An 18,984-nucleotide genomic window follows, 5' to 3' on the forward strand; every position below is an offset into this window, starting at 1 on the left:
GGAGATTCCTAAAACACCAATCGGCAATAGCTTAGCACTAGTTGCCCCAATTTTGATGGTTTAGAGGCTACCGAGGGGGTTGAACTGGTAGTTGGAGCCTTTAGGGCCATTGGGTCCCGGTGCTGCTTGCACCAGAGGAACTCGATCAAAGGTACCACTGGCGGTTTGCCCCTGAATTTGTACCCCTTGGCGGAGCAGTTGTTGGGTGCTGGCGCGATCGCCCCCTTGAACCATCGCTTGGGCAAGGGCTTGAGTTGCATCGTAGGCAGTTGTGGTGCGCCAACTAATTTGCCCCCGCCACGCTTGTGCGGCCTGCTGCGCAAAGGGATCATTGGGGTTAGTACTCCAAGGCACTGCTAGAATCATGCCATTGATGGCGCTATCCCCCTTGATCAGTAAATCAGGGCTGTAGAGTTGATCACTACCAAACAACTGCACGGGGGTAGTTTGGGTTTGATTGGCAATAGCAAGGGCAACGGCATCATTCACCCGGGCGCGACTCATGGCCAAAATGACCACATTGGCTCCCGCTTGCTGTGCTGTGGTCATTGCTGTATTGGCATTAAAGCCGGGGGCGGCCACATCCATCTGTTGCACCACTTGCGCACCAAACCGAGGCAGAGCAGCGACTAATTTAGTTTTCAGTTCATCACTGTAGGGACTATCGCTGTTGTAGAGAACAGCCACTTTGGCATTAGGGACTTTTTTCGCAGCGGCTTGGGCGAGGGTATTGGCGGCATTGTCAAGGTAGGTATTGAGGAGTTGTTGCCCCTTTTCACTCAAAGATAGGGTTTGCACTTGAACCGTGCCGTTGTCTTGGGGGATGACATTCGTGGTCAGGGGAGAAAGAGCCGCAATCCCCGCTTGCTCATAAACCTGTAGAGCGGCACGACTATTGGCGTCGGTGCCATGACCCAGTACCCCTTGGATTGAACTGTTGATCAAATCTTCGGCCAAACTGGTTACACCATTGGGGCTGTTTTCATTGACAATGGCGACTTCAAGGGCACGACTGGGGCCACTGGCATTAAAGCGCTCTTGGTACTGAGCGACCCCCCGCAGAATTTCCTTGGCAGTATCGGGGCTAGTACCAATGGGAACAACGGTGGCCATCGTCATCGGATTGCCGGCTTGGCGGGCACGGGCATTGTTAAGATAAATGCGCGCCTCTGGATCATTGGGATCGAGGGTGACGAGTTCTTGATACTTGGCGATCGCCTGTGCCCAATCTCCCTGATCAAAGGCAAGGGCGGCTTCTTGCTTCAGGGCTGCTCGCTGCGGATTGGGTTCACTGATCAGGATGCGCTCCCCTTGGCTAATATAGGCTGTGTTGCGGGCAGTGGTTTTGCTCACCAAGTGGTTGCCACTGGTTGTCCCTCCTATCGGCAGTGGCGTAGTGCCGTTGCGGTTGGCAATAAAGATTCGATAGCCAAGGAAACCAATACCACCCGCGAGTAATAGAACCACCCCAAGGGCAGCAGCAACTAGCGGTAGTTTCCACTTTCCAGCCCCGGCAGCACTATTACCACTGGCAGGATTCATGGCCTCACGGGGTAGTCCACAGATATCACAGTCGGGGCCAAAGTTTTCATAGGGGGGGTGGGCACCGCTGGCATTGGGGTAGGATTTACCGTTTTTAGGTACGCCATCGCACTTCCAAGAACCGGGAGATGGTGCCATGATGCCCCCCTTTCAAGTGAATTTGGATCAGTGTACTGTCCTAAGCACGGGCAAGAACAGGATTGTCGTCTTCGGCGTCTTCGGTGTCGGCCTCTTCTTCAAGGACAATCGTCATGAAGCGGAGGATGTTTTCATTGAGGCGCATGGCGCGTTCTAGGGGGGCGATCGCCGTCCCAGCAGCGGTATAGGTCATCAGAATGTAGTAGCCCTCCCGCAGTTTCTTGATCGGGTAGGCAAACCGACGCTTGCCGCGATTTTGCACCTTAAGCTTTGTCGCACCCTGTTCTTCTAAAAAAGTGCGAAATTGGCTAATGGTTTGTTCCAGTTGTTCTTCGCCCACATCAGGACGAACAATATAGAGCGTTTCGTAGTTCCGTGTAATCACTGAGGTCAACTCCCTTTGGACAAATGGCCTTTTGACGGATGCAAAAAGCAAGGCTTTATAATTTTAGCACCGCAGTTTGCCATTCTTGGCAAGGAAAAAAGGGGACTAATTCACTATGGTGGAACGGTTTGTGCGGGTACAGACCACGGGGGGACAGATTCATTACGGCACACTGCAACTCAACCGCGAAGTGATGATTTGGGATGCGGCACCGTGGCTCCACGGCCAACCCACGAACCAAGTCCTCAGTCCCGATAGCTATCAACTCTTGGCTCCCTGCTCCCCCTCAAAAATTGTTGCTGTCGGACGCAACTATGTGAAGCACGCTGCCGAAATGGGCGATAGCGTGCCCCCTGAGCCATTAATTTTTCTAAAACCGCCGACAACGGTTCAAGCCCCCGGCTGTCCCATTTGGTATCCGCCCCAAGTAAAGCGGGTGGACTATGAGGGGGAATTGGCGGTGGTCATTGGTCGTCGTACCCGTGCCTGCCCTGAAAATGAAGCTCTTGAGCATATTTGGGGTTACACGATCGCCAACGATGTCACGGCTCGGGATCTGCAGCAGCGGGAGCAGCAATGGACGCGGGCCAAGGGGTTTGACACCTTTTGCCCCCTAGGGCCTTGGATTGTGCGAGAGGTTCCTAGCGATGCGCGGTTGCAAACCTTTATTAATGAGGCCGCGCAACCCGTCCAATCAGCAACGATTGATCAAATGGTTTTCTCACCCGCCAAGTTGGTGAGTTTCATTAGCTATGTGATGACACTGCTGCCGGGGGATGTGGTATTGACGGGGACACCCGCAGGAATTGGTGCATTACAGGTGGGCGATCGCGTGCGCGTCGAAATTGAAGGCATTGGCAGCCTCCTGTCGGTAGTCACAACACCGGAGACCCCTTGGACACCCCCCTTAGGTCGCGCCTATTAGGAATATCTCTCTTTAATGACTTTAGGCGGATGAAAAGACACATTGTCGGCTCCATTGATGCACCAGTGGACAGATATAGTTATTCCAATAAGGAATGAGATATCATCCAGCACAATACTTGCGAATCACCTCATCAATCGAACTGTTTGACCCTGCATACATCCGCGCTCGCTTCTGCGCACTGAAGTCGTGCTCAATCACATTCAAATCAGGAGAGTATTTCGGTAAAAATAACACCTCGTGACCCGCCGCTTTGATCGCTTCCTGAATCGCCCCTTTCGGATGAATCGGTGCATTATCCATCATCAACAACGACGGTCTCTTTAACGTCGGCAAACAGTACTGACTCAGCCAGCTCACAAACCCTACCGCATTCAAGTATCCGCAAAACAGCATTGGGGCGATGAAGTCTTTCTGGTGTCTATACCGTCCTGCGACTAAACTCTCTCTTTTCTGACGCTTCCCCGCTCGCTCTCCATAAATTCGTTCGCCTCGTGCTGACCACCCATACTCACACTCTACTCGAGAGTCAAACCCCGTCTCATCGATATAGACTACCGTTTCCTCCCCATGGCTCTCTACCCATGTGTTGAGCTGCTGTTGATACGCTTGCCGCTCTTCTTCACACCGTTCTTGGTAACGCATCTGTTTTTTTTTCGGGTGATGCCCATCTGGGCGAGGGCATAACTAATGGTGGAAACTTGAACGCCAAATCGCTGGGCACGGTCGATTAAACGGTCATCGGGATGGGCAGCAACATCGGCTGCTAAGGCCGCCCAATCCAGCTTCCAAGGACGACGGGGGACAACTGTGGGGGCTAAGTCGTCCCGCTTCAGCCAGCGATGGATAGTGGCGCGGCTCACCTGAAAAATTTGAGTCGCTTCACTGATTTTGCCACCTTGCTTGATATAGGAGACAACCCGCTCTCGTAAGTCCAAGCTATAGCTCATATTCTTGAGTAACATTCATGACTCTTTGAGTATAGCCTATCCCTCTTGAAAATATCTCACTCCCTTTCGAAATAGCTATAATGTTACAAAGAGCTGGTCTGAGGCCGTGGCCACCCATTTTGAACGGCAATTACAACGTCTGCGCAGTGACTTGCTGCGACTGGGGACACTGGTGGAAAGTGCCTGTCAGTTGGCCTATGGTGTCTTGATTGAGCGACATCTCCTCAGTGTCGAGCAGTTGATCCAAAGGGAGCGGGACATTGACCGCAGCGCCCAGGAACTCAATCGTGAGGCGATCGCCCTGCTGACATTGCAAGCTCCTGTGGCCGAGGATCTCCGATTTTTGGTCATGCTCTCGCACCTCTGCCGCGATCTAGAGCGGATCGGCGATTATGCCCTTGAAATTGGCCGTGCGGGTCAAACGCTGCTGCGCTATCCACCCCCACCCTACCTTGAGGACATCTGCTTGATGTTCCAGCGATCGCAACTGTTACTATCGGAAGCCCTATCCGCCATTGCCAATTTGGATCCTGAGGTGGGGCTAGCCCTTGCCAACTGCGATGATGCCGTCGATGCCGACTATCAACGTCTTTATGAGCGACTCTGCACCCCTTTGGATCCGCAAGAACCAGTGGAATTGCGCTTAATCCTCCTGCTGCTGATTCGCAACCTAGAGCGCATTGGTGATCATGCGGTAACCATTGGCCAGCGCGTCTGCTTCATTGTGCGGGGGGAAGACCCCTAGGAAAAATTGACGTTTTATGCTCGCTGTGCGCTGAATTGCGTCCACAACCTTTGAGAATAGAACTAGTCCTAATTCATAAGTGTTGTCGTGCCTGTGCTCGAATCTGAGGATGGGCCTGTTGGGAGGTAAGGCATGAGGTTAAGCCGTCGTTCTTTTTTGTACGGTGCTGCGGCACTGACACTGATGCCGTGGGTTTGGCAAACGGCAGGCGGCTCCTTGGCAGACTCTCTTCGTCCGTGGCGAGCACTCCTGATTGGCATTAACCACTATCCCCAGTTAGTGGGTGTGCCCCCTTTAGGCGGTTGTCTAACGGATGTTGAGCTAGTGAAAAACCTATTGCTAGATGGCTGGGGGCTAGCGGACAGTGACATTACGCTACTGACGGAACAGGCGGCAACCCTCGATGCGGTTCAAGAAACCCTAGGGGTGCTGGAGCACGCGGGTCAGCCCCTGTTAGTTTACTTTAGTGGCTACGGCACGCTTTGGCAGCAACAACCAGCACTGGTTTTCGCCGATGCCACAGCAGCAGGTGAGGGCATCTTACCGCTTGCTGAATTACTGCGTACCAAAGGGGTACAGGTATGGCTCGACACCCGCTTTAGCCCGCCACCCATTGAGGGGGAGATGTTGCGCTGGCGATTTGTGCCGTTGCAGCCTGTAGAGAGCCGTGGCGCAGGCCGAGTTCCCAAGGATCATCTGCTTTGGGCCGATTTGGGGGTAGAAACGCACCTGAATGGCGTTCCTATGGGACTCTTTACTGCTAGTTTGAGCCATTATCTAGCGGCTTTGGGGGGCGATCGCCCCTTGGCGACGAGCCTGATGTACACCGCCGATGAACTGCGCTGGCAAACTGGGGCAGAAATTCATCTCGTCAGCGATAGCTTGCCGGGGAATGTCCCCCTATCCCACGGCTTTGACGGTGTGGTGCAAAGTACCGGTCACGATCGCGCCCTTCAAATCTGGTGTGGCGGCCTCAGTCCTTGGCTATTAGCCCATTGTCATCCCCACAGTCGTTGGAGCACTGCCGATGGTGCCACGGTCGTTGACATGGTTAGTTTTAATGGCATCATGGCTCAGGGGGTAAGTGGTCAGCCCCTGCAAGTGGGCGATCGCCTCTATGAGCAACAACGGCGCCTAGGGAAAAATCTGCAGCTACAAGTGGCACTAGACCCCAAGCTGAGCAAGATTGAGCGGGTAGATGCCATCAATGCGCTGACCAACGAAGAGAACGTTGCTGTGCTCAACGGCAGTGAGTCGCTGCCAGATGTGGTTCTCACCAGAAGTGCCACAGGGGGTAGCTATGGATTGGAATGGCCGGTGGGAACGTTGCTCCAACACAGTTGCACAGGTACCAATGAAGCTGCTAAAGCCAGCATCCGTCGCTTGAACCCCCTGCTGAATGCCCTGCTGGCTCAAAAATGGCTGACACTGACCTTGAACCCCACCTCTAGTCAGGTGGCCGTGTGTACAACCCTTGAGCAACTATCGCCAACCGCAAAACTCTTAAGCCGCCAATCCCCACCCCGCAGCCCCAATTCCCTGCCGGAGGTCCTGAGCACCAAGCTGCCAGCCACGAACTTAGACACGCCCCTCACCTTGGCCAAGGGGGATACTTGCCGCTGGAGCCTCTACAATTATGGCGATCGCTCCCTCAACATTGTCGCCTTTGCATGGGATAGCAGTCAGGGCATTCTCCTCCTGCCGCTGCAAACACAGTCGTGGCAGTTGGCGGTTGCGCCGGGCTTGAATATTCCCCTTTATACGTGGACGCTGAATCGCCCTTGCCAATGGCTGAAGGTTTTTATCATCAGCAGCCACCGCCCCCTGACTCGTTTTAGTCAACTGAGTAGCCACCCTAGCCATTCAGAGCCATTGCTAATTTCTGGTGAGGATAGTCTTGCCTTGGTTCTCGGTCTGCTAGGGGATCTCAGCAGTGAACCGGAAGGGAATGAGTTTTGCTTGGATGTGCGGGAGTGGTGTACCCAAGGCTTCACGCTGCGGGTGGTCTAGGCCAAGCGCCGCCGCAACAGGGGTTGAATGAGTAGGCTCATCCCCACGGCAACCGCCAAAAGAATCAGCAGCGCTGCTCCCAAGCTTAGGGATCCCCAAGGCGCCACCATGACCACATCACTAAACTGCCAGTCAGGATGTAAATAGACATAGCGAATCGGTTCAATCGCCAAACTGAGGGGGTTGAGGCTGGCAATCCACTGCAACCAGCGCGGCATAAACGACAGGGGCACCAAGGCAGTACTGGCAAAGAGTAACGGCAGGTTGATCACAAAAATCACCGCCAACAGTTCAATGTGACCAGGCAAGGCAAAGGTGAGTCCGAGACTCAAGGCTGTCACACCAAACACCAAGATTAGTACGGTGGCCAAGACAACTCCAATGCCCGCTAAATTCGGTAGCCCCGTTCCTAGCAGCACCCCTAGGCTGGCGATCGCCACCACCTGAATCAAACTCAGGGTTGTGATGAACAAAGCCGAGGCCAACACAATTGAAAACCGCGAAGCCAATGGCGCCACCAACAGCCGATTCAAAAAGCCAAACTCACGGTCAAACATCACCGGCAGCCCCGCATTGAGGGCGCCACTAAAGGCGGTAAAGACAATAATACCGGCACAGAGAAACTGACCATAATTGGTACTCTCGCCAAACAGACCCTGCGGCACATTCTGGAAGAGGGCACCAAAGAGGATCAGCCAAATCAAGGGTTGTACCACCCCCGCCACCAGTGTTGAAGGGCGCCGTTGCAGTTGGATAAACAGGCGACGGGTCAAAGCGAGCGTTTCCTGAATGAATTCACCTGAGAAAATACCGGGAACAGCCCTTGCTGAAGCGGTGGTCATAACGCAACTCCGAGATCAAACCTGTTTTCTAGGGTAGCAAGGCCTCTAAACCTTGGCGGCGCCTTTCTTTTCGCTCTTTTTCGGTTTTGCTGGTGCCACCTGCATTGCCCAGTTGCGGGTGAGGATCATGCGGGGGTGAATTAAACGGTGCTGGCCAACCAACCACAACAGCGTGCGATCGCACACCCGCCACACCGCCTCCTGTAAATTTTGGTGAGCCACCTTGCGCAATTCCTCTAGCTCTACCGTCTGGCCTCGCCCCGGCTCCAAGCTATCCGCGAGAAACACAACACAACTCAAGGCATCCATTCCCGGTTGACCCAAGGTATGGTTGGCAACGGCTGCTAAGACCTGTTCATCGGTAATGCCAAATTGCTGTCGCGCCACAAGGGCACTCACATCCGCGTGAAGCAGGTGGGGATCCGCCTCATCCACCTCCGTAATTGGCAGCCCCGCCTCCCGTGCCATGCTCAATAGCCGCTCCGGCGGAAAGTACTTTGCCAAATCGTGTAATAACCCCGCCCACGCCGCCCGATCCACATCCAAGCCATGGTGGAGAGCCAGCTCCGCCGCCATCGTTTCTACCCGCAGGATATGTTGGAGTCGGGGTGCCGGCACATTCTCCGTCAACCACGCCAAAACCTGCTGGCGATCGCACAGCGAATCTTTAGCATCAGTTGTCACAAGCGGGGTCATAGCCAAAGCCACAGCAGGGATGATGAAGTGCTACCCTTGTATCATACCGAAGGCTCTTTTCACAAGGTTGGGAAACTCTTGAAACCGTCAAAGCAACTGTAGAGCAGGATAAACTTTCTCCTTATGCATCCCATATTTTTTTTAAGAAAAGGCTGTAAGCGTTTTGTCCAACTTCCGTAATTTCACGGATAGGGTAAGGCAAAGAAAAAAGAGTATCGTAAAAGTACGGAGTCGTCCTGTGGAAGCTATTGAATCATACTAGCGGTGGGGGCACATTCCTGTGAGCTGTGACTTGAAAACAGGTCACCCTATCACCCTTCCCCCTGTTGAACGTGCTGTTCATCCCCTTGGCTGCTTATGAGTTACTGCCTAAACCCAAACTGTGTCAAGCCAGAAAACCCCGATGATGTAGAGGTTTGCCAATCCTGTGGCAGCAAATTGTTGCTCAACGATCAATACAAAGCCATTAAAGTGCTGGGGCGAGGGGGGTTTGGCACGACCTTCTTGGCGATTGATACAAAGTTGCCCGGCAATCCCAGTTGTGTGATTAAACAATTACGGCCAGCCGCCACCGCCCCCCATATCTTGGCTATGGCGCGGGAACTCTTTTTGCGGGAAGCGACCACCCTCGGCAAAGTTGGCAATCACCCCCAACTGCCGCGTCTGCTTGGCTACTTTGAAAATGAAAATGAGTTCTATCTCATCCAAGAATATGTGGGTGGCCTCACCCTGCAACAGGAGGTCAAACGCTTTGGCCCCAAAAGTGAAGAAGAGGTGAAGCAGGTTTTGCAGGAAGTGCTGCCCATCCTTGATTACCTACACAAAAATGGTGTGATCCACCGTGACATTAAGCCTGCCAACTTGATCCGCCGTGATATTGACAACAAGCTAGTGCTCATTGACTTTGGTGCAGTCAAAGACAAAGTCACCCAGGCGATGGTGGAAAATGCCCCAGAGCTATCCACATTTACCAGCTTTGCCGTGGGAACGCCCATGTATGCGCCGCCGGAGCAAATGGCCATGCGTCCCATCTATGCCAGCGATATTTACGCTCTGGGTGTCACCTGTGTTTATCTCCTCACTGGTAAATCACCCAAAGAGATTGAGCGAGATCCGCACACGGGGGAATGGCATTGGAAGCGGTACGTCAAAAATATCTCCCCTGAGTTTGCCGCTCTCCTCGACAAAATGCTGGAGGATAGCGTTAAAAACCGTTACCAAAGCGCGATCGATGTCCTAGCCGATCTCCAGCTCCTTGATTGCCAAGAAACACCTGCGCTGGCTGCCCCTACCGTTACAGCAGAGGATGATGACCTCAGTAATGCCCTTGCAGCCCCTCCCAGCCAAGGCCGACCCCGTGGATCAGCTCAGTCCTCTAGTTATGCCTCCTCTGTGCGTCAAAATGCTGCAGCAGCTCGGTTGCGCCAATCGCGGATGACAGGATCTCCATGGGGTGGGCCGCCAGTTGTGGGGGTAGGCTCGGGTCAGCATCTGCGCCCCAAAGTCACCGTACGGATGACGGCTGCCCAAGTGCTAACGGCCTATAAGCGGGGAGAACGGGATTTTGTGGATGTCGATCTCTCCAATGTGGTATTGCGCAATGCCGATCTCTCCGGTGCCAATTTTGCCAATGCCAATTTTACCAATGCTGATTTGAAGGGTTGTATCCTCACCAATGTGGTCTTGCGGGAAGCCAATCTTCAGGGGGCCAACCTGAGTGATGCCAATCTCTGCGGTGCCTATCTGGTGCAAGCCAACTTTGAGCGGGCAAATTTGAAGGGAGCAAAATTGCAGGATGCCTCGATCTCAGGAGCCAACTTTACCGGTGCCGATATTTCTGGGGCAGACTTCAGTATGGTCTCTGGAATGGTTCAAGGCCAACTCGATCGCGCCAAAAAGAATTGGTTTACAAAGTTGCCTAAATACTAAACCCGAACTCAATCAGGGGGGCATCCCCCCAGCTGTCCTAGGATGTGAGACACTTGTCGGAGTCACAGCCGGCAGGCCCTGCTTCCATCACGGGCTGGGTATAGCGGGAAAGGGCTGCATGGAAATCATGGATCCGCTTGCGCCGAGCAACCGCAGCGACTTCTTGCTCGTACCGTTCTTTGCTAATGGGCTCAAAGGGCAGACGCGGGAATGTTTCATGGGCATCAAAGCGTGCCAAGAGCGCCGCAGAGATATACCCTTGATCCTGCTGAATCGCCGTGTAAATTGCCGTGGCAAGGGGTTCGACTTCAGGTTCCCGTAGCTCAATGGTGGCACTGGTGTTGTGGGTGGTGTAGTGCTGCTGCACCTGCATATAGAAGTCAAACTGCGCCAAGGCCGAAAACTGGCTAATATCAATCGTGTCTGCCCCCGGCAGATCTGCCCAAGAGACGGCAACGGGAATTTCCACTAGCCACTCGGTACACCGTGGATCAAAGGGATCATCAAGAAGTTTCCCTGTCTCATCCTTATCGGACTGGGAGGGAATGATATTGTAGCCAAAGTCATAGCAGGCCATGGCCACGGGGTCGCCCTTGCGGAAGGTAATCCGTCGAATAAAGCGTTGGGCTTTGGGGGGATGCCAGCCGGGAGAGGCACCCGTCAACAGGGATTTGGTACCGGAGGGTTGGACGGTGGTACAGCGATTGGGGCGCTTGAGGCCGTGGCGATCGCAATACTCCCAGACGGTCTCATGGACAATTTGCCGCCAGTGTTGTAGGAAGGCTGCCTCTTGGGCTTTGAATTCGCGCCCTTGGGGGGTATCCGGTCGTCCTGCGGCCCACCATTCCAGCCAAGGCACACCAAAGGCATGAACACAGAAGTCAAATAGCCCCGTAAAACTGACGCCAACAATGGGATCAATCGCGCGGGAGTATTGATAGCGATCGACAACAAAGCGATGGTTCAACAGCGCTGCCACTGAGACCGCACCAGCCTTGAAGGCTTTTTCCTGTGTGATCGTATCCGCTGGATCAATTTGATTCAGGTGGATTTCCGCAAGGTTGCAGTGGAAATCAGCACCAATAATTTCACCGCAATTGTGAGCAACAAAGCCATTGGCATCAAAGCAATTCGGGCCGGGCACGGTACAGTCATACACTGGCTCAATGCCATCGGGAGTAATTGACTCAACGACAACTGTAAAGCGTTCGGGAGGTAAGGAGTCATTATGGGCGATCGCCCCCAATTCCAGAACCCGAGCCAGCGTTGTGAGATTATCCCCTTGGATAACTAGGGATGATTCTGCAACCACCGAAACGATTCCCAAACGCAGTAGCATGCGCTGAATAAGTGAGGCTAGTTGTCGATCCCCCAGTGTGACATGCAGCCGTGGTATTGATGTTAACTGAGTCGTAACGAAAATCTCTCGGAGGAACCCGCAGTAGAATGCATAGCTGCCTTCCTCGATCGTGATTAGGCGAAAGTTCTTTTCTAAGCTATGGGGGAGTACAGCTATCCAGTCGTTTTGGCGGTGTTTAATCCCTGTGAAACAGCCTGCTGCTTGGGTTTGCACAGCAGCGCTTCCTATGGCAACTTGATAAAGGGCTTGAGCGGCGTAACGGCCTTCTTCCCAAGTTCCCTTACCACCCCAAGGGGTTAGATCACGGTGATTGTGCAAAAGAAGGCGATCGCCCGCGTGCAATTGACCTGCTTCTACCCATTCCGTGTATTGTCTTTTCGGGGTTTGGGCGGTCACTTTCAGCAAACGATGGTTCGCGGTGAGCCGTAGGGTATAGCCTTCACGGGTGGTAAGTTTGAGAACTGGCTGGATACCACTCAGGAAAAAGCCAGCGGCGGTGGTACTAAACAATTCGCCATTGACATAGGTGCCGTGCTGTTGGCCGATCAAATCTTTGACTTGGCGCGGCCCTACTTCTGTGAGTACCCACGTATCGCTTGTAACACAGGGATTGAGGCCATAACGACCCAAGCGGTGAGCCAGCTCCCGCTGATCGATAGTGGGCAACAGTTGCCGCAAAAACGCCTCCCCCTGTTGATTTTCATAGGCACGGAGGAAGGCCTGCTTGAGATCCGCTGTAGTCAAAAGATCGGCATTGGCGCGGGCGATCGCCTCCCCGGCCCATTGAATGGCACCTTCTCCTGAATAGAACTGACTGCGCACGGCATTGATACATTCCTCGAGACTGGGCTTGGTGTGAAAGACACGGGTGTGGTTGGCCATCCGCAGCGCATCCCGCTTCGGATCAATTCGCCAATTGCCTTGCTCATCCTGTTGCCAGAGATTTTGTTTAGCTTGGGCAAAAGCCTCATCCTCACTTGCCCCCTGACGCATACCAGCGCTGTTGTGCATCAGATAACCATCACAGTAAAAACAGTGGGCATCTTCGACCTCAATATCATAGGTCTGAACATAGTCATAGCTGCCTAGTTCTTTTACTGTTACGGGAATATCAAGACTAACTTCAGCTTCAGCAATATACCTCTTGTAATTGGTATCCACGCTTCGGGAACCTTCAAAACCCATTTCCCGCATTTGGCTATAGGTATAGGTTTCCCGCATCATAGTTGCAGGAATTGTAAAGCCATGGGCTTCCTGTCCTTGATGAATTTGGCCTTTCAAGGAATACGGTGCAATGAGACTGTTGTAGCGAGCCTTAAAAGCCGGTAGTTTAAGGTGATATTTGAGTTGCCAATGCTCTTTTTGGGGGAGTGTGACACCGATTCGAGTAGCAATTCCCAAACTAGATAAAAGAGCGCTAACTTGACGAGCAAATTTAGGATATACAGTCGTTAATAGGTAAGGTGGCCGCCCACAGGCAGAACCGTCACTATCCACTAGACCTGCTAAGTAAGCGCAACGCACCTCAACCGTTCCCTGCAAGATAAAGCTAGGGACTTCTAACGGTTGTTTAGGTTGCTTAATATAGCGGTGAAAGTATTCTGCAAGATGAATAGAGGTTACTCGCGATCGCAAGGTATTCTCACCTTCAATACACTCTTGTCTGGCTTGTACACCGAAGAGAGTAAGAGCACAGTTGATTTTAGTATGAATCTGCTGAGCAAGCTTGGAATCTAAACTGTTGTAAACCCAACAAATGCTACCAAAGGGTTTGTTGTACTTGTTGCGTCCCAAGCTAACATAACCATCCCCGTGGGTAAAGCCAATTAACCAAGCAACATCAGCCGTCAGTTCTGGAATAGTGATTGCTTGAGAAGTATGACTACCGCGTGGTCGAGAATCAGTCAAGTCTGATGGCAAATGAGTAACTGTACCGGGTAAAACTTGAGTGTTGTGAAGCAGGCGATCGCCCGGGTTTAAGGCATTGACAAATTTCCAGTGAATTCCCCCTGAAACATCCGCAAGAGTTGCAATCCGATGGTTTAGGGTAGCTCGCAGCAAGGGACCATTGGTTATTACTTCATAAGCCTCTTGGTAGCCTTGGTCAAATTTCTGGGTTACTTGCCGAAACCCTAAGGGCGTTTGCACCCAGTCCCCCACTTGGATGTCTTTGATCGGGATCAGTCCCTTGCTTGTGTGTACCAAAGCATCCTCAGGCAAACAACGCCTCACATTGCCAGCAACAACCACAACGGCTGCCTCATCAATCAGCAGACAACACTCCACAGAGGTCAACTGGCGACCCACCGCCGCATTCAACAGTGCCGCGCAGCGATGGTAGAGGTCTGGCAGCTTTACTGGGTTGGCAACTCCCCCAAACCCCTTGAGCCGCTCACCGGTGGGACGCACATCACTAATGTCAATCGTCACCTGAACTAAACCACCGAGTTGAGGGTTGCTGGCGAGTTCAAGCAGCGTTTGGTAGGACTTCACCCACCCTTGGCGGCTATCCCCCACTTTGATGTGACAGGTCTGCCCCGTGAGTATTACAGTTGTTTGCTCTTGACGCGCTTCCTTGGGGGTTTGACCAATTTGACCAATGACAGTCACCTCAAGGCGATTGCAAATCGGCGGCAACTGGGAGATGTATTTCTGCTCTAGGATCGCCCCTGTGCCACAGCCCTGCATGGCCAGATCCATCATCAGGCCAAAGGAATCCCAATCCACGACATTGGTGCTGGTGCAGTTGTAGGCACCGGAAAAGTTCTCGGGCTGGCGCACCCAATCCGTTCCTCCGACCCACAGCCAGCGCCCAGAGGGCAACGCCTTTAGCGCCTGCTGCATTTCCCGAAGAAGGGCAACTTCTGCTGCAGTGAGGTGCCCCACTTCCTGTAGTCCTTGCAGGGTGCGATCGCACACCTGTTGCCAACTCTCCCGCTCACCCGCTTCATTTTGGCGGCTGTAGGTGCGGTAAAACACGGGATAGGCGGTGGGAGCCGTAGCGGGGAAGCTAGTTTGAGGACGGGGAGGATTTTGCACCATAGGGGCAGGACTCAATGGCGGAATACTAGGTGTAGTGTACCGAAGCAATCCTTGGGGGTCAATAAGCACTAATTCTAGAGCGACCCGTAACTCCCCTGCCACAGCGAGAGGGAGATGCTAAGATAGCAGGAAGTTTTTGCTTTGAGTCCAGAGTCAATGGTTGCTGCTCCCCCAACGTCCTTCAGTACCGATGCCTTTGACCAAGTGGTGATGACCACCTATGGTCGTTTTCCCATTGCGCTGCTGCGCGGTGAAGGCTGCCGCGTTTGGGATGATCAAGGCCGCAGCTATCTGGACTTTGTGGCGGGGATTGCCACCTGTACCTTGGGTCATGCCCATCCGGCCTTGGTGGAGACGGTCAGTCGGCAAATGCAAACCCTGCACCATGTTTCCAATCTCTATTACATTCCTCAACAGGGGGCGCTAGCGCAGTGGCTTGTGGATCACTCCTGTGGCGATCGCGTGTTTTTCTGCAATTCCGGTGCCGAAGCCAACGAAGCCGCCATTAAACTGGCGCGCAAATATGCCCATACGGTTCGCCACATTGCCAACCCGATCATCATTACGGCACAGGCTAGCTTCCACGGACGCACCCTCGCCACGATTACTGCTACGGGTCAACCAAAATACCAACAACACTTTGACCCCCTGGTGCCCGGCTTCGCCTATGTTCCCTACAACGATTTTGCGGCATTGCAGACTCTTGTTGAGCAACTAGATCAGTCCCAGCCCCAAGTGGCCGCTATTCTGTTGGAACCGTTACAGGGAGAAGGGGGAGTCCGTCCTGGCGATCGCCCCTACTTTGAGCAGGTACGCCAACTCTGTACCGAAAAAGGCATTCTCCTGATTTTTGATGAAGTACAAGCGGGTATGGGGCGCACGGGTTCCCTGTGGGGCTATGAAACCCTCGGTGTTGAACCCGATATTTTCACCTTGGCCAAAGGCCTAGCGGGGGGAGTTCCCATTGGTGCCATGATTGCCAAGGAGTTTTGTGCTGTCTTTCAGCCGGGGGATCATGCCAGTACCTTTGGCGGTAACCCCTTGGCCACGGCAGCAGCGCTCACGGTTTGTGAAACCCTTGAAAAAGAGAATCTCCTCGAAAATGTGCGCGATCGCGGGCAGCAACTGCGGACAGGACTACGCGAACTAGCAGCAACCTATCCCCAGCTCATTGCTGAGGTGCGCGGCTGGGGACTGATCAACGGTCTGGAACTGCAACCCGACACCCCCCTCACCGCTGCTGAAGTCGTCAAAGCTGCCCTTGCTGAGGGGCTATTGCTGGTGCCCGCGGGGCCGCAGGTGGTGCGCTTTGTCCCTCCTCTCATTGTCAGTGCTGCCGAGATTGATATGGCCTTAGGGGCAGTGAGCCGAGCCTTTGCCCACTTAGCAGCCTAAAGCACATCCTTGCGTTTTTGAAAAACCCCCACTAGTCCCAGCATGAGGGCAATAATGCCCCCTAAGCGCAGGTTATTGACGGTGACATTGGCGTTGAACGTGTGCCCCTGAAGACTCCAAAAGCGATCAATAAGAGCTTCACCGCTGGCGATCGCCCGCCCCCGCTGCTCTTTCCAGAGGGCAAATTGGTCTTGCCAGCGATCCATGGCCCTCTGATAGTCTTTGACCCGTTGATTGTATTCCTCGACGCGATCGCGATAGGCCTGATCAAACTCTAAGACCGAATTGGGCAGTGGCGGTGGATCACCCGGTTCCGGAGGTTGTGGGGGTTCGGGTTCATCTACAGCGGGGTGGTACTCCTTGCGCACGCCGGGAAAGCGGCAACGTTGAAAGAGGTTATCATCAAAACACGGACATTGCTCTAGGGCTTCAGGACTGAGTTTCTCCCGTTCAGATTTGGATTGCTGCCAGCAGGCATCCCGCGCCACATCCTGACCAAAGCCGAACAGGGACACCACATTGGCATAACTCCAGCGGGTCAGGGTGACATCGCTGATCAAATTGCCCACGCCCCCTAGATCCTTCAGAGGAATAATTGCTCCAGCAAAGGTAATCTGGGGTACCAAAAAGAGAATCGTTAACAAGGGAGCCACGGTTTGCGTCGGCGAGAGGGCAGAGACCAATAACCCCATCACCATGCCACCAAAGGTGGCCAGAAACAGCGTTAGATACAAGCCAGCGATCGCCCCAATACCGAGGCTCAGATCGATCGCCAAAAACTTCACCGCCAAAAAAACCGCTGCTTGGTACAGTGCCAGCACCACTGCTGGGCCAAGCTTGGAGAAAATATAGGGCCACAGCCCCAACCCCACCATCCGCTCCCGGCGATAGATCTCCAGTTCCTTAACAATTTCCCGCATTGTCGCTAGGCTGCCCACCATCACCGCAATCAGCACAGTAACAAAGGCCATCGTAAATGCCTGCCCCGCATCCCCCTGATCCGGATCGAGAATCGTTGGCTTCCAGAGGACAAAATCCAAGGCTCCCAAAATCGGCGCGAGGGAGAGCATGAGAATGAGTGCCGCCCGATCCTGTCGCAAAATGGCCAAGTTTCGCTGGGTGAGAATCCACCACTGCCGCCACGGTGCCACTTGGGGAATCGTTGCTTTTTGGCGTTGGGGTTGGACTTGTCGGGTTGCCCCCGTATCCACGTTGAGGGGACGCTGCCGCTCCACCACATAGGTTTGATACAGATGAGACTGGCGATAGCGCTGCTGCCATACGGCTGGATTAGGTTCGCTCTCAATCTTGAGGTAAATTTCATCAAAATCTTGGACATCAAAATAGTTGAGGGCTTGATCCGGTGGCCCAAAATAGGCAAGGTGGCCGCCCCGTGCTAAAAACACCACCAAATCGCAGAGCATCACATTTTTAGTGGCATGGGTAATCAGTAAAATTGTTCGCCCCTGATCTGCCAACTGCCGCAACAGCCGCATCATCTGGGTTTCCGTGCCCGGATCCAAGCCAGAAGTGGCCTCATCCAAGAAAAATAAACTGGGGCGGGTGAGCAATTCCACACCAATCGACACTCGTTTGCGCTGACCGCCACTCAGTTGTTTCACCAGTACATTGCGGCGAGATGTTAACTCCAATTCCGCAAGGACGCGGTTCACCTGTTCCTGTCGCTCTTGATCGCTAAAATCAGCAGGTAAGCGCAGTCGTGCCGCATAGTCCAAGGCCTGAGCCACCGTTAGCTCACTGTGGATAATGTCATCCTGAGGCACATAGCCAATCTGGGTGCGATAGGTGCCAAAGTAGCGGTACAGATCATAGCCGTTGACGAGTACCGTACCCGCCGTAGCAGGACGAAAGCCGTTGAGGGCATCGAGGAGCGTTGATTTACCGGCACCACTGCCGCCAACAATCGCGACAAACTCGCGGGGCAAAATTGAAAGGGAAATATCTTGCAGCAGCTTTGCCCCCTTGGCGGTGGTTTTGCTGAGGTGGATGGCATCGAGGCGCAGATTGCCACTGTCGTTGTGGGGAACAATGGTTTCATCGGGGGTAAACAGCGAGCTATAGGGGCCAATGCGCACCAAGGCCCCCGTGGGTAAAGGCATAGGTTTGCGGGGTTCAAGGCGCTGGTTATTGATGAAGGTGCCGTTGGCAGAGTCGAGATCGACAATGTACCACTGTCCTTCCTGAAGGTAGAGGCGGGCATGAAATCGCGAGACGACCGGATGATCCAGCACCATATCGTTACTGGGGTCACGGCCAATCCGAATCTGCTGGCGATCGCGCAGTTGGAGGGGGCGCGTTTGCTCCACAACCTCCGTGGCGGGCATCAACAAGTAGGTCAGCCGCAGGAATTCCCCCACATGGATCACATCCCCCGGTGCCAAGGCATGTTCGCTAATCGTTTTTCCGCGCCAGTGGAGACCATTTTTGCTGCCCAAGTCAATAATTTTGTAATGCTCTCCCGATCGCACCAGCTTGGCATGGTGAAAGGACACAAAGGGATGGTCAATGGTGATGTCCGCCTTCGGATCCCGACCGAGAACCAGTTCCTCCTTCAGCAGCGGAAACTCCTGCAACCACTGGGGCGTCGCCACCTGCAAGATCGGCGTACTGGCAGCCCCCATCACCACCGTGCCCGGCAGTTCCGTTGTTGCTATGCCATCTGGATCAAAAATGGCTTCAAACTCACCGATTTGTAGGCGATCGCCCGCCTTCAGCGCCACAGGGGTGCGTGGCCGCAGCTTCGTACCATTCAAAAAAGTGCCGCTGGCGCTCCCGAGATCCGCCACTTGATAACCCGTCTCCGTGGGAATAATCAAGGCATGGTGGCGGGAAATCCCCTCACCGACGAGAATCACTTGGCTTTGGGGGTCGGTACCGATAAGCAGGCGATCGCGCCCCAGTTGAATTTGCTGTCGTGAACCATCAGCCGCTAAAAGGTTGAGAATGGGCACTGCCATACCGCTTGTTTAGAAACCCCACTTCATTTTGTCACTAGAGCCAGAGT

General features: G+C 53.7%; 11 protein-coding genes and 1 pseudogene. 5 read left to right on the forward strand and 7 right to left on the reverse strand.

All coding sequences use genetic code 11. The annotated features are described in order from the left end of the window. Positions 1–60 precede the first annotated feature (60 nt). A complete protein-coding gene (locus RHI63_RS03090; RefSeq protein ID WP_206201027.1) occupies positions 61–1,680 on the reverse strand; it encodes an ABC transporter substrate-binding protein in 1,620 nt (539 codons plus the stop codon). Positions 1,681–1,720: 40 nt separating this feature from the next. Beyond that, positions 1,721–2,065, reverse strand: coding sequence for a 30S ribosomal protein S6 (gene rpsF, locus RHI63_RS03095; RefSeq protein ID WP_206201028.1), 345 nt, complete (start codon positions 2,063–2,065; stop codon positions 1,721–1,723). Between the two features lie 115 nt (positions 2,066–2,180). Between rpsF and RHI63_RS03100 the strand changes: the two genes are divergently transcribed. After that, positions 2,181–2,990, forward strand: coding sequence for a fumarylacetoacetate hydrolase family protein (locus RHI63_RS03100; protein ID WP_206201029.1), 810 nt, complete (start codon positions 2,181–2,183; stop codon positions 2,988–2,990). Positions 2,991–3,092: 102 nt separating this feature from the next. Here RHI63_RS03100 and RHI63_RS03105 read toward each other — a convergent pair. After that, positions 3,093–3,940: pseudogene (locus RHI63_RS03105) on the reverse strand (IS630 family transposase). Between the two features lie 106 nt (positions 3,941–4,046). Between RHI63_RS03105 and phoU the strand changes: the two are divergent. Then, positions 4,047–4,685: a phosphate signaling complex protein PhoU gene (phoU, locus tag RHI63_RS03110; protein WP_310821821.1), complete on the forward strand. Its 639-nt coding sequence runs from the start codon at positions 4,047–4,049 to the stop codon at positions 4,683–4,685. A gap of 132 nt (positions 4,686–4,817) precedes the next feature. Further along, on the forward strand, positions 4,818–6,695 hold the full coding sequence (locus tag RHI63_RS03115; protein WP_310821822.1) for a caspase family protein: 1,878 nt from the start codon (positions 4,818–4,820) through the stop codon (positions 6,693–6,695). Here RHI63_RS03115 and RHI63_RS03120 read toward each other — a convergent pair. Both RHI63_RS03120 and yqeK read right to left on the reverse strand, forming a co-directional pair. Further along, positions 6,692–7,537 (reverse strand): ABC transporter permease, encoded by an 846-nt coding sequence (locus tag RHI63_RS03120; RefSeq protein WP_149820969.1) that lies wholly within the window; start codon positions 7,535–7,537, stop codon positions 6,692–6,694. The genes RHI63_RS03115 and RHI63_RS03120 overlap by 4 nt on opposite strands. 45 nt (positions 7,538–7,582) lie before the next feature. Further along, positions 7,583–8,233, reverse strand: a complete 651-nt coding sequence (yqeK, locus tag RHI63_RS03125; protein ID WP_310800447.1) for a bis(5'-nucleosyl)-tetraphosphatase (symmetrical) YqeK — start codon at positions 8,231–8,233, stop codon at positions 7,583–7,585. A gap of 357 nt (positions 8,234–8,590) precedes the next feature. Between yqeK and RHI63_RS03130 the strand changes: the two genes are divergently transcribed. Next, positions 8,591–10,162 (forward strand): serine/threonine-protein kinase, encoded by a 1,572-nt coding sequence (locus RHI63_RS03130; RefSeq protein ID WP_310743371.1) that lies wholly within the window; start codon positions 8,591–8,593, stop codon positions 10,160–10,162. Positions 10,163–10,199: 37 nt separating this feature from the next. On the opposite strand, the gene nrdJ is transcribed toward RHI63_RS03130, so the two are convergent. Then, a complete protein-coding gene (gene nrdJ, locus RHI63_RS03135; RefSeq protein ID WP_310821824.1) occupies positions 10,200–14,564 on the reverse strand; it encodes a ribonucleoside-triphosphate reductase, adenosylcobalamin-dependent in 4,365 nt (1,454 codons plus the stop codon). 156 nt (positions 14,565–14,720) lie between these two features. Here nrdJ and RHI63_RS03140 point away from each other — a divergent pair, with 156 nt between their 5' ends. Then, complete coding sequence (locus RHI63_RS03140; protein ID WP_206201034.1) at positions 14,721–15,959, forward strand: aspartate aminotransferase family protein; 1,239 nt, start codon at positions 14,721–14,723, stop codon at positions 15,957–15,959. Here RHI63_RS03140 and RHI63_RS03145 read toward each other — a convergent pair. Further along, positions 15,956–18,937, reverse strand: coding sequence for an FHA domain-containing protein (locus RHI63_RS03145; RefSeq protein WP_206201035.1), 2,982 nt, complete (start codon positions 18,935–18,937; stop codon positions 15,956–15,958). The two genes, RHI63_RS03140 and RHI63_RS03145, sit on opposite strands and share 4 nt — an antisense overlap. Between the last annotated feature and the right edge of the window lie 47 nt (positions 18,938–18,984).

This window comes from Thermosynechococcus sp. GLH187, from assembly GCF_031583395.1.
Lineage (GTDB): Bacteria > Cyanobacteriota > Cyanobacteriia > Thermosynechococcales > Thermosynechococcaceae > Thermosynechococcus.

Coding starts and splice junctions, on each gene's coding strand:
- RHI63_RS03090 (WP_206201027.1), bottom strand. CDS start 1,680: ATGGCACCATCTCCCGGTTCTTGGAAGTGCGATGGCGTACCTAAAAAC.
- RHI63_RS03100 (WP_206201029.1), top strand. CDS start 2,181: ATGGTGGAACGGTTTGTGCGGGTACAGACCACGGGGGGACAGATTCAT.
- RHI63_RS03115 (WP_310821822.1), top strand. CDS start 4,818: ATGAGGTTAAGCCGTCGTTCTTTTTTGTACGGTGCTGCGGCACTGACA.
- RHI63_RS03120 (WP_149820969.1), bottom strand. CDS start 7,537: ATGACCACCGCTTCAGCAAGGGCTGTTCCCGGTATTTTCTCAGGTGAA.
- yqeK (WP_310800447.1), bottom strand. CDS start 8,233: ATGACCCCGCTTGTGACAACTGATGCTAAAGATTCGCTGTGCGATCGC.
- RHI63_RS03130 (WP_310743371.1), top strand. CDS start 8,591: ATGAGTTACTGCCTAAACCCAAACTGTGTCAAGCCAGAAAACCCCGAT.
- nrdJ (WP_310821824.1), bottom strand. CDS start 14,564: ATGGTGCAAAATCCTCCCCGTCCTCAAACTAGCTTCCCCGCTACGGCT.
- RHI63_RS03140 (WP_206201034.1), top strand. CDS start 14,721: ATGGTTGCTGCTCCCCCAACGTCCTTCAGTACCGATGCCTTTGACCAA.
- RHI63_RS03145 (WP_206201035.1), bottom strand. CDS start 18,937: ATGGCAGTGCCCATTCTCAACCTTTTAGCGGCTGATGGTTCACGACAG.